At 69.3% G+C, this 11,357-nt stretch carries 8 protein-coding genes; 4 read left to right on the forward strand and 4 right to left on the reverse strand.

Annotation, left to right across the window (positions count from 1 at the left end; translation table 11 throughout):
• Positions 1 to 17: 17 nt before the first annotated feature.
• The 4 genes from FHT26_RS05705 to FHT26_RS05720 form a co-directional block, all read right to left on the reverse strand.
• The gene (locus FHT26_RS05705; protein WP_168559174.1) at positions 18 to 1,427 is read right to left on the reverse strand and encodes an ATP-binding protein; all 1,410 of its coding nucleotides are present in this window, start codon (positions 1,425 to 1,427) and stop codon (positions 18 to 20) included.
• The gene (locus FHT26_RS05710) at positions 1,424 to 2,686 is read right to left on the reverse strand and encodes an ATP-binding protein (protein ID WP_349238094.1); all 1,263 of its coding nucleotides are present in this window, start codon (positions 2,684 to 2,686) and stop codon (positions 1,424 to 1,426) included. Before FHT26_RS05710 ends, FHT26_RS05705 begins: the two co-directional genes overlap by 4 nt.
• 203 nt (positions 2,687 to 2,889) lie before the next feature.
• On the reverse strand, positions 2,890 to 3,591 hold the full coding sequence (locus FHT26_RS05715; RefSeq protein ID WP_168559176.1) for a c-type cytochrome: 702 nt from the start codon (positions 3,589 to 3,591) through the stop codon (positions 2,890 to 2,892).
• Complete coding sequence (locus FHT26_RS05720) at positions 3,578 to 4,783, reverse strand: PQQ-dependent sugar dehydrogenase (protein WP_210427256.1); 1,206 nt, start codon at positions 4,781 to 4,783, stop codon at positions 3,578 to 3,580. The genes FHT26_RS05715 and FHT26_RS05720 overlap by 14 nt, the downstream gene beginning before the upstream one ends.
• On the opposite strand from FHT26_RS05720, the gene FHT26_RS30285 reads away from it, so the two are divergent.
• The 4 genes from FHT26_RS30285 to FHT26_RS05740 form a co-directional block, all read left to right on the forward strand.
• The gene (locus FHT26_RS30285) at positions 4,778 to 6,643 is read left to right on the forward strand and encodes a methyl-accepting chemotaxis protein (protein WP_282597139.1); all 1,866 of its coding nucleotides are present in this window, start codon (positions 4,778 to 4,780) and stop codon (positions 6,641 to 6,643) included. The genes FHT26_RS05720 and FHT26_RS30285 overlap by 6 nt on opposite strands.
• Positions 6,644 to 6,831: 188 nt before the next feature.
• Positions 6,832 to 8,310 carry a TolC family protein gene (locus FHT26_RS05730; protein WP_168559177.1) on the forward strand — a complete coding sequence of 493 codons (1,479 nt, stop codon included), beginning with the start codon at positions 6,832 to 6,834 and terminating at the stop codon, positions 8,308 to 8,310.
• Positions 8,311 to 8,321: 11 nt separating this feature from the next.
• Complete coding sequence (locus FHT26_RS05735; protein ID WP_246867720.1) at positions 8,322 to 9,170, forward strand: efflux RND transporter periplasmic adaptor subunit; 849 nt, start codon at positions 8,322 to 8,324, stop codon at positions 9,168 to 9,170.
• A gap of 52 nt (positions 9,171 to 9,222) precedes the next feature.
• On the forward strand, positions 9,223 to 11,357 hold a 2,135-nt coding region (locus tag FHT26_RS05740), incomplete at its 3' end, for a cadherin repeat domain-containing protein (protein WP_168559178.1).

An 11,357-nucleotide genomic window follows, 5' to 3' on the forward strand; every position in this document is an offset into this window, starting at 1 on the left:
CTGCCGCGAAGCGGCCGTCAGGCGTTCGTCGCCGGCCGGTGCACCGGCAGCGTCACGCGGAACGTGGTGCCCTGGCCCAGGACACTGTCGACATCGATGCGGCCGTGGTGCTTCTGCACGATCCCGTACGACAGCGAGAGCCCGAGGCCCGTTCCCTTGCCAACCGGCTTGGTGGTGAAGAAGGGCTCGAAGATGCGCTTCAGCGTGTCCGGCGGGATGCCCGATCCGGTGTCGGCCACTTCCATCCAGACGTCGGTGTTGTCGGCCGCCACGCCGGTGCGGATCACGATGCGGCCGCGTTCGTCGCCCATCGCCTGCGCCGCGTTGACCACCAGGTTCATCACCACCTGGTTGATCTGCGACGGCAGGCACTCGACATCCGGAATCACGCCGTACTCCTTGACCAGGTCGGCCTTGTACTTGACCTCGTTGGCCACCACGTTCAGCGTCGAGTCGATGCCCTGGTGCAGGTCTGCCAGCTGGAAATCCTGCGAAGAATCCACGCGCGAGAAATCCTTGAGGTCCTGCACGATCTGGCGCACGCGCACGATGCCCTGCCGGGACTCGCGCATCAGCACCGGAATGTCCTCCTTCAGGAACGCCAGCTCGATCTCGTCGCGCAGCGTGCGCAGCCGCGCGGCGACGTCGGGCGGACTGACGCCGCCCTCGGCGGCCTCGTACGCGGCCAGCATCTCGAACAGCTTGCCGAGGTAGTCCTCCAGCGTGCCGAAGTTCGAGAAGATGTAGCCGATCGGGTTGTTGATCTCGTGCGCCACGCCGGCCGCCAGCTGGCCGATCGAGGCGAGCTTCTCCGACTGCACCAGTTGCCCCTGCAGGTGCTTGCGCTCGGCCACCTCGGCCTGCAGCGCCTCGTTGCTGCTGGTGATCTCGCGCGTGCGCTCGAGCACCGCGTCTTCCAGCCGCGTGAGTTGCACCGCGGCGTCCTGCGTCATCTGCCACTTGGCGGTCAGCATGTTCGCGAGCTGGCGCACCTCGATCGCGTCGAAGGGCTTCTTCAGGATCAGCAGCCGGTCGCGCACGTCCAGCGTGGCCAGCACCTCGTCCCACGAGGTGTCGGCATACGCGGTGCAGATGACGACCTGCAGCCGCGGGTCCGACTGCCACAGGCGCTCGATCGTCTGCACGCCGTCCCAGCCCGGCGGCATGCGCATGTCCACGAAGGCCAGCGCATAGGGCAGGCCTGCCGCCAGCGAAGCCTCGACGCGGGCCAGCGCTTCCTGCCCCTGGTAGGCGGAGTCGAGTTCGAAGGCGCTCGCCGCCGCCGGCGGTTCGTCGCCGAACAGCGCCGCCTCGACGGCACCCAGCGCGCCGCATGCCGTCGGCGGCACCAGGATCTTGCGGAAGTCCTCGTGGATCGCCGGCATGTCGTCGACCAGCAGGATCCGGCGGTTCTGCCCCGGTGTCATCGCGCGTCCTCCTGCGCGCCGAGCGGGATCTCCAGCACGAAGGTGGCGCCGCAGCCGGCGCCCTGGCTGTGCGCGCTCAGCGTGCCACCCATCTCCTGGGCCGCCATGGCGCAGCTGTGCAGCCCGAAGCCGTGGCCGTTGCTGCGCGTGGTGAAGCCGTGGGCGAAGACGCGGACCAGGTTCTCCGACACGATGCCTTCGCCGTTGTCGGCCACCGTGATGCGCAAGACACGTCCGTCCGGCGCCGTCAGCAGCGCCGCGCCCAGCGTGATGCACGGGCTCCGGCCGGCCGGTGCGCCGCTCATCGCCTGCTTCGCATTGCTGATCAGGTTCACCAGGATCTGCAGCAGGCGGTGCCGGTCCAGCGGGAGCTCGGGCAGCTCGGGAATCTGCTTCACGACCTCGACCTTGTGGCGCGTCAGCGCGCCCGCGTTCATGCGCAGCGCGTCGTCCAGCAGTTCGTCGAACTTCAGGAACTCGACGACGCGCGAGGCGCCGGCATACGACTGCTGCGTCGCGACGACCTCCTTGATGTGGTCGACGCTCTTGGCCAGCAACGCGAGTTCTTCGGCGATGGCGGCCTGCTCCGCCAGCAGCACCTGCGCCAGGTCGCGCAGGTAGCCCGGCAGCAGCTTGCCGCGGGTGTCCTGCGTGAGGAAGGCGCCCAGGTCGCCGGCATGCTCGTCCATCAGGCCGACCGCGCGCTCCAGGCCCTTGAGCTTGGAGGCGCGCAGCCGGTCGCCGATCAGGCCGGCGGAGATGTTGACGCTGTTGAGCACGTTGCCGACGTTGTGCAGCACGTTGGTGGCAATCTCGGCCATGCCGGCCAGCCGCGACGCTTCGAGCAGTTGCCGATGCACCTCGCCGATCCGGCGCTCGGCCTCCTTCAGGTCGGAGATGTCCTTGGTGATGCCGAAGGTGCCGATGATCTCGCCGTCGCGGTTGCGCAGCGGCATCTTCGTGGTCAGGGCCCAGGTGTCGGGCCGCCCGTCCATCCAGGTCTCGCGCTCGACCTTGCCGACCATCGGCAGGCCGGTGCGGATGATTTCCTGCTCGTCCTCGAAAGCCGGCAGGGCGTGCGCCTCGGAGAACACGTCGAAATCCGACTTGCCGATCAACCCGTCCGGCGTCGTCATCCCGAACTGGAGGGCCTGGGCCGCACTCGACTTGATGAAGCGCGACTGCCTGTCCTTGAAATAGATGTGGTCCGGCGAGTTGTCCAACAGCGCCCGCAACAGATCGCGATCGTCGACATCCACCGGGGGATTGGAACGGATGACGCAAGACATGGAGTGCTCCCTGGCACTGCGAGTGCCTTCTGTGGCCGCCATGATCTGCCGGACGCGGCCCCGCCGGTCGCCCGAAGAGCGCGGCAAAGCCGGATCAATTCCGTCCTTGAGGACCCGGCCGGAGGCGCCCGGGCGGTGTTCCAGGACGCACCGCGACGAACCGCGACGAACCGCTATTTGCCCGCGAGGTTCGCGACGTAGTAGGCGAGCAGGTCCAGGTCCTGCACCGGCACCTGGCTCAGCGCCTCGGTCATCGCCCGCGTGTAGCCCGGTCGCTCGCCCGACTTGAAGCCCTGCAGCGTCGCGAGCACGTAGTCCTCCTTCTGGCCGCCGATGCGCGGCACCCCCTGGCCGCCGGCCAGGTCGTCGCCATGGCAGAACAGGCACTTGTGCTGCTGCGCGAGCGCCTGCCCCTGGCCCATGCGCGCCGCATCGGGCGGTGCGCCGGGCGCCGGCGCGGGCACCGGCGGCAGCGTGCCGATGAAGTCGGAGAAGCCCCGCAGGTCGGCGTCCTTCATCGGCTTGGCCAGCGCGATCATCGCGTCGTTGCGGCGACGGCCCTCGCGGAACAGGAACAGCTGCGTGACCGTGTAGAGCGACTGCTGGCCTGCCAGCACCGGCACGCCCGCCACGTCGCTGCGGCCGTTGGCGCCGTGGCAGGCGGCGCACACGGTGCGGAAGCGCTCGGAATAGTCGGCCGCCACGGATGACGCGGCCGAGGCGGCGGGCGAGGCGGCAGTCGCGCGGGCGGCGGGCTTCCTGGCCTGTGTCTTCGACTGCACCTGCGCCTGCACAGGCGAGGCGGCGATCGCGAGCGACGCCAGCACCGCCAGCACCGCGTGGCGGCGCCAGGCCGCCACCTCACTTGCCGCCATAGCTGATGCGGTAGATCGCACCGGCGTGGTCGTCGCTGACGAGCAGCGAGCCGTCCTTCATCACGAGGAAGTCCACCGGCCGGCCGAGGTAGGTGTTGTTCTCGACGAAGCCGGTCATGAACGGTTCGACCTTGGCGCCGCCCTTTCCGTCCGGCCTCGCGACGTAGACGCCGTTGTACTTCCTGGTGCGGTTCCACGGGCCGTGGATCGCGATGAACATCGCCCCCTGGTACTTCGGCGGAAACATCTTGCCGGTGTAGAACTTCAGGCCGAGCGAACCGGCGTGCGGGCCGAGCAACGCGGCGGGCTTGACGAAGTCGTCGCACGACTTGCCCCATCCGAATTCGGGGTCGGGGATGTTGCCCTGGTGGCAATACGGGTAGCCGAAGTGCTGCTTGCCGGGTTGCGTGACGTGGTTCAGCTCGTCGTTCGGAATCTCCTCGCTGAGCCAGTCGCGGCCGTTGTCGGTGAACCAGAGGTCGCCGGTCTTCGGGTCGAAGTCGAAGCCGACCGTGTTGCGCACGCCCGAGGCCACCGTCTCGATGTCCGAGCCGTCGAGTTTCATGCTGTAGATCTTCGCGTACTCGCCGGGGTCGCAGATGTTGCAGGGCGCGCCGATGTTGTAGAAGAGCCTGTCGTTGTGGACGCGCAGGAACTTCCAGCTGTGGTCGCTGCCGCCCGGCAGCTTGTCGTTCAGCACCGCGGTCGGTTCGCCGAGGTTGTCGAGCTTGTCCTCGACGTCGTCGTAGCGGACGATCTTCTTGTGGGTCGCGAAGAACAGCGAGCCCTTGTAGAACTCGATGCCGGTCGCCTGCTCGGTCTTGTCGATGATGACCTTCGGCTCGCGCTTGCCGTCGACCGCCTTCTCGGGCAGCGCGTAGACCTTGTTGCCGACGAACAGCGTGCTGACGAAGATGTTGCCCTTGGCGCCCTGGCGCATCTCGCGCGCGTCGAGCACGCCCGAAGCCCAGGTCTCGACCTTGAAGCCGGGCGGCAGCTTGAGCTTCCTGATCGGCAGCTGGTCGGCTGCGGTGGGGATCGGATAGGCCGGCACCGGCGCCATCTTCATCGCGGTGTCGGTCTTGGGCCGGCCCTTGGCCCAGCCCGGTTCGGCTTCCTGGCCGCTGGCCGCGGCGGCCGCGGCCAGCAGCGGCAGCGCGGCGATGAATGAACGCAATCGAATCTGATGCATGTCTCACCCTTCATGTGGTTGTTGGGGGAAGTCACCCGAGTGGCGAAGCACCTGGGCCTCGCGGGCCCGGGACGACGCCTGGAGTTCGATGCAGCGATCGGTGTCGCGACCGGGCATCTTGAGTCATGGCAGCGGCCTTGTCCACAGGCCGCCATTGAGGATTGCTGCACGGTCGGGGCCGCCCGCATCCGACTGGTCGCTCAAGAAGACGGCTTCGCCTCCGAAGAGAAGCGCATTCGCGCTTTCCGGCGGCCCCGAGGCTGTCCTGCGCTTCACCGAGCGAGGAAATCCTTGAACACTGTTGCCAACATGAAGATCGGTACGCGCCTGACGGCCGCCTTCGCGATCGTGATCGGCCTGTTGATCGCCGTGGCCGCCGTCGGCTACACGAAGATCGATGCGGTCCATGCCAGTACCGAGACGATCCTTCACGACCGCTACGCCAAGGTCGCGCTGGCCCAGACGGTCGAGAACGAGGTCAACAAGCAGCTGCGGGCCATCCGCACGGCCATCATCGCCACGGACGCCGGCGTCGCGCAGTCCGAGCTGCGCAAGATCGAGGATTCCGTGCCGGTGGTCGCCGCGGCGATCGAGCGCCTCTCGGCCACCGTGCACACCCAGACAGGCAGCGCGGCGCTGCGCGACGTGATCGACAACCGCGCGAAGTTCAAGCAGCGCGAGGTAGAGCTCGTCGAGCTGATCAAGGCGGGCAAGAGCGAAGAGGCACGCAGCCTGCTGGTCGCGGCCATCCTGCCGCTGCAGACTGCGTACCTGGCGTCGATCGAGGCCTTCACGAAGACGCAGGTCGACGGCATGGAGCAGTTCGGCGCAGAGGCGTCCGAAGTGGCGAGCACGGCGCGCATCCTCACCGTGGGCCTGTCCGGGCTCGCGGTCCTCGTGGCGGTCGGCGTTGCGGTCCTGCTGACCCGTTCGATCACGGTCCCGATCGCGACCGCCGTCAAGATCGCCCAGACCGTCGCGGCCGGCGACCTGACCTCGGTCATCGAGGTGACGAGCACCGACGAGACCGGCCAGCTGCTGACCGCGCTGAAATCCATGAACCAGAGCCTGGTGCGCATCGTCGACCAGGTGCGGCAGAGCAGCGACTCGATCGCCACCGGGACCGGCCAGATTGCCACCGGCAACGCCGACCTCTCGCAGCGCACCGAGGAGCAGGCTGCCAACCTGGAGCAGACGGCCTCGTCCATGGAGGAGATCACTGCCACGGTGAAGAACAGCGCTGGGGCGGCACGCGCCGCCACCGAGCTGGTCGCATCTGCCACCTCGGTGGCAACCAAGGGCGGCACGGTGGTCGCGCAGGTCGTGTCGACGATGGACGACATCGCGGCCAGCTCGCGCAAGATCGCCGACATCACCGGCGTGATCGACGGCATCGCATTCCAGACCAACATCCTGGCGCTCAACGCGGCGGTCGAAGCGGCGCGCGCCGGTGAACAGGGCCGCGGTTTCGCCGTCGTCGCCGGCGAGGTCCGCTCGCTGGCCCAGCGCGCGGCGACCGCGGCGAAGGAGATCAAGGCCTTGATCGGCGAAAGCGTCGGGCGCGTCGAAGCCGGCTCGCAGCTGGTGGGCAACGCCGGCACGACCATGCAGGACATCGTCTCGCACGTGCAGCGGGTGAGCCAGCTCATCCACGAGATCGGCAACGCCTCCGAAGAGCAATCCCTCGGCATCAGCCAGGTGAGCGATGCGGTCAGCCAGCTCGACCAGGTGACGCAGCAGAACGCGGCGCTGGTGGAGCAGTCGGCGGCGGCCGCGGAAAGCCTGCGGACGCAGGCCAGGCGCCTGACGGAAGTCGTCGGCGAATTCCGCCTGGACATGACGGCGGTTGCCGCCGCCTGAAGCCCGCGCGCCGGACAGCGAGAAAAAGCGCCGCTTTAGCGCGGTTCCTCTGCGGGTCATGTGTCCAGTCCCAGGGACATAGTGCCGATATGCCGGGACGTCGTGGCCTTGCCTCGCCGGTCACGCTGCATGCGGTACGGGATCGTGTGCGGCGGCCTCCCACCAGGGCCCCGACCATCACGAACCGCATGAACATCCGCACCTGCTCCCTGTCCGCCCTCGTCCTGCAGCTCGGGCTGCTGTGCGCCTGCTCGACCCCGCCCGCCCGCCTGGAGCCGCTGGACCTCGCCCAGACCACGGGCGCCGACCGCCTGGCCATCCGACAGGATGTCGAGCCGCTCGGTCCGCGCCTGGGACTCGACGAGGCCATCGCCCGCGCCCTCAAGTACAACCTGGACCGCCGCGCCCGCCAGTTCGAGGAAGCCCTCGCGCTGCGCCAGTTCGAGGAGGCCGGCCACGACCGCCTGCCCAAGCTCGTGGCCGCCGCCGGCTACACCTCGCGCGACAAGGACCGCGTCGCCAACAGCACCGATTCGGTGACCGGCGCGCCGTCGCTGGCCAACCCGTCGATCTCGCAGGACCGCAGCCACACGCTCAGTTCGCTCACGCTGAGCTGGAGCCTGCTCGACTACGGCCTCGCCTCCTACAACGCACGCCAGGCCGGCGACCGCCTGCTGGCCGCCACCGAGCGCCGCCGCAAGGCCACCCACCTGCTGGTCCAGGACGTACGCGCCGCCTACTGGCGCGCCGCCAGCGCGCAGAAGCTGCGCCAGGATGTGCGGGACGCCCTGAAGCTCGCCGACGACGCGATGTCCGACTCGCGCGCCGCCGAGCAGGAGAAGCTCCGCTCGCCGCTCGACACCCTGCGCTACCAGCGCCAGCTGACCGAGAACATGCGCCTGCTCGAATACATCGAGCAGGACCTGGCCACCGCCCGCTTCGAGCTGGCCGCCCTGATCAACGCGCCGGTCGACCGGGAGGTCGAGCTTGTCGCTGACGAGATGCCCTCCGCCAGGGACCCGCTGGCCGTGCCGGGCGAAGACATGGAAGACCAGGCGCTGTCGCAGAACGCCGACCTGCGCGAGCAGCTCTACCAGCGCCGCGTCGCGGCCATCGAGGCGCGCAAGGTGCTGGTGCGCGCCTTCCCGAACCTCACGTTCTCGTACGGCCGGCTGCACGACACCGACAGCTACCTGCTGAATTCCGGCTGGTCGGAAGCCGGCGTCAACATCAGCACCAACCTCTTCAACCTGCTGGCGCTGCCGGCCCAGAAGCGCAGCGCCGAAGCCGCCGTCGCGCTGGCCGACCAGCGCCGCCTCGCGGCCCACGTCGCGGTGGTGACGCAGGTGCACGTGGCGCGTGCCCAGCTGGCCGGCGCACGCCGCCAGTTCGAGCGTGCCGACAGCCTGTGGCAGCTCGACGACCGCATCCTGTCGCAGACCCTGAAGCGCGAGGAAGCCCGCGCCGGCAGCAAGCTGGACCGCGTCGCCGCACAGACCACCGCGATCATCAGCCGCCTGCGTCGCTACCAGGCGCTGGCGCAGTGGCATGCGGCGGTCGGCCGCCTGCAGGCGACGATCGGCGTCGATGCGCTGCCCGACAGCAGCGACGACCTGAGCCTGGACGCGGTGCGCGTGCAGGTGCGGCAACGCCTGCTGGACAACTGAGGAGAGGCCCGATGAACGCCGACAGCCCGTTCCTGCGTGCCGCTACCGCCGGTATGGCCGCCCTGGCCGTGCTCGCCAGCCTGGCCGCATCGCTCGCCGCGGCCCAGCCTCCGCAACACCTCGCCGCCGCCGTGCCGCGGCCGGTGCCGGCCACCGCCCAGCCCGCTGCGCCGGACAGGCCCGCGGCGCTGGTCGATGCGCCCGAACTGCGCGCCCAGCTCACCCCGCGCCGCTACACCACGCTGGCGGCCGAGATCGGCGCGCGCGTGCAGCGCCTGACGGTGCGCGACGGCAGCAACATCCGCAGCGGCGAGCTGCTGGTCGAGTTCGACTGCAGCCTGCAGCAGGCCCAGCTGGAGCGCGCCCAGGCCACGCTGACCGCGGCCGAGAAGCAGCTCGCCATCCAGCGCCGCCTGGTCGAACTCAACGCGACCGGCCGCCAGGAGCAGGACCAGGCCGAGGCCGAACTCGGCAAGACGCGCGCCGAGATGAGCCAGATCCGCGTGCAGCTCGGCAAGTGCCGCGTGGTCGCTCCTTTCGGCGGCCGCGTGGCCGAGCAGAAGGTGCGCGAGCAGCAGTTCGTGCAGCCCGGTCAGCCGTTGCTGGAAGTGCTGGACGACAGCGTGCTCGAGGTGGAATTCATCATGCCGTCGCGCTGGATGTCGCAGGTCCGCGCGGGCAGCGCGGTGCGCATCGCGGTCGACGAGACCGGACGCGAATACCCGGCCAAGGTGCAGCGCCTGGGCGCGCGGGTCGATCCGGTGAGCCAGTCCGTCAAGGTGGTGGCGACGATCGACGGCCGGCCGCCCGAACTCGTGGCCGGCATGAGCGGCCGCGTGCTCGTGCAGCGCGCGCCCTAGCCGACCAGCCTTCCCAGCCCCGCGTCATCACCCCGGCAACCGCGAGACCTCCATGAAGCATCCGAAGCACCCCTTGCTCATTCGTCGCGCCGCCCACCGGGTGATGCCGCTCGAAGCGCGCCTGATGTTCGATGCGGCGGCCGCAGCGGACGCGACGCGCCCCACCGACACCCCGGTCGTCGACACGGCGCGCGCCGTCGCACCGCCGCCGCAGGCGGTTGCCGCGGACGTGCCCGCCGACGCCCGCGTCCGCGATTCGCTGGTCGCCACCCACACCGCGGCATTGGACAGCCTGGCGCAGCAAGGACTCGGCCAGGCGCTGGCGCAGGTCAATGCCATGCTGGCCCGCCTGCCGGCCGGCCAGGATTTCAGCCGCCTCGTCGCCGACGTGTTCGGCCACACCGGTACCGATACCGCAACGTTCAACCAGCGGCTGGCCGAGCTTTCCAACGCGCTCGCGGCCGGCGGCCTGGACCTGAAGGTCGAGCTGCGCAGTCCGGCCGAGCTGCAGGGCGCCTATGCGGCCTACGCCGCGCATGCGCCGGACGGCAACCAGCGCATCTACCTCAACGCCGACTGGATCGCCCGCGGCGCTTCGCAAGCCGACATCGCGCGCGTGCTGCTGGAGGAAGTCGGCCATGCGATCGACCAGCGGCTCAACGCCGGCGTCGACACGCCGGGGGACGAAGGCGAGCGGTTCTCCGCGCTGGTGCGCGGCGAGACGGTCGGCGATCTGCGCGACAAGGCGCTGCTGGCCGACGCCGACCAGGGCACGCTGACGATCGACGGCTCGCATGTCGACGTGGAATTCGCCGAGCTGTCGGTTCCATTCGCCGAGGGCTTCATCGGCACGCGCGGATCGAGCAACAACGCGGCCGACGGGATCCTCAACTTCGGCACGCTGGGCATCGTGCGCGCCTCGTTCTACCAGGACGCCGGCGGCAACGCCTTCACCGCCCAAGGCAACGACATCCCGGGCGGCCTGCGCCTGACGCTCGCCTCCGGCCGCGTGATCACGGTGACCGGGGCCATCAACTGGCGCGTGACGCAGGGCAGCACGCTGTACTGCTTCGGCTTCATTCCCGATCCGGCGACCACGCCGGTCTCGTTCACCTACGGCAGCAACAGCACCTTCACGCTGTCGAGCACCAGCAATTTCGGACTCGAACTGGTGGGAGTGAACTACAGCGCCGCGGACAACAGCAGCATCAACGGCAATGCGGCCACCAACGGGCTGCTGACCGCGCTCAACAGCTACCTGGCCACGGTGCAGGCCAACGATCCGAACGGCCCGGTCACCGTCGACATGCTGACGACGACCGATACCACGCCGACCCTCACCGGCTCGGCCACCCTCGGCGGGGGCGAGAGCCTGAGCGTGATGGTCAACGGCGTCACCTACAACACCGGCAACGGCCTGAGCGTCGGCGGCGGCAGCTGGTCGCTGACGATTCCGAACGGCAACGCGCTGACCGCGGGCACCACCTATTCGGTCACCGCGACCATCGTCAACGGCGCGGGCTACGCCCTCACCGATGCCTCGGTCAACGAACTGGTGATCCAGGCCCCGGACACGACGGCGCCGGTGGTCGGCGCGGGGCAGTTGTTCAGCTATGCGGAGAACCAATCGGCGGGTACGACGGTCGCCACCGTGGCCGCGACGGACGCGGTGGGCGTCACCGGCTACCGCTTCGGCAGCACCGGCACGGGCACCAGCGCCGACGGCTACTACAGCATCAATGCCAGCGGGCAGGTCAGCCTGACCTCTGCCGGCGCGGCGGCGGCGGCCAACGACTACGAGACGTTGCCCAACGGTTTCACCCATGCCGTCCAGGCGGGCGATGCAGCCGGCAACTGGTCGAGCGCGGTCAACGTCACGCTCAACATCGCCGACGTGGACGACACGGCGCCCGTGGTTGCAGCGAGCCAGAGCTTCAGCTACGCCGAGAACCAGGTGGCCGGGACGACGCTGGGCACGGTGTCGGCAAGCGATGCCGTGGGCGTGACCGGATATCGCTTCAGCAGCACTGGCACGACGACCAGCATTGACGGCTACTACAGCATCAATGCGAGCGGCCAGGTCAGCCTGACCTCCTCGGGCGCCGCGGCGGCCGCCAACGACTACGAGACGCTGCCGAACAGCTTCACCTATGGCGTGCAGGCGCGGGATGCCGCGGGCAACTGGTC

This window comes from Rhizobacter sp. SG703 (assembly GCF_012275445.1).
Classification (GTDB): Bacteria; Pseudomonadota; Gammaproteobacteria; order Burkholderiales; family Burkholderiaceae_C; genus Rhizobacter.

What these genes read in the sequence shown, in the direction of transcription:
- FHT26_RS05705 (WP_168559174.1), bottom strand. Translation starts at nt 1,427, where the DNA reads ATGACACCGGGGCAGAACCGCCGGATCCTGCTGGTCGACGACATGCCG.
- FHT26_RS05715 (WP_168559176.1), bottom strand. Translation starts at nt 3,591, where the DNA reads ATGGCGGCAAGTGAGGTGGCGGCCTGGCGCCGCCACGCGGTGCTGGCG.
- FHT26_RS30285 (WP_282597139.1), top strand. Translation starts at nt 4,778, where the DNA reads ATGCATGTCTCACCCTTCATGTGGTTGTTGGGGGAAGTCACCCGAGTG.
- FHT26_RS05720 (WP_210427256.1), bottom strand. Translation starts at nt 4,783, where the DNA reads ATGCATCAGATTCGATTGCGTTCATTCATCGCCGCGCTGCCGCTGCTG.
- FHT26_RS05730 (WP_168559177.1), top strand. Translation starts at nt 6,832, where the DNA reads ATGAACATCCGCACCTGCTCCCTGTCCGCCCTCGTCCTGCAGCTCGGG.
- FHT26_RS05735 (WP_246867720.1), top strand. Translation starts at nt 8,322, where the DNA reads ATGAACGCCGACAGCCCGTTCCTGCGTGCCGCTACCGCCGGTATGGCC.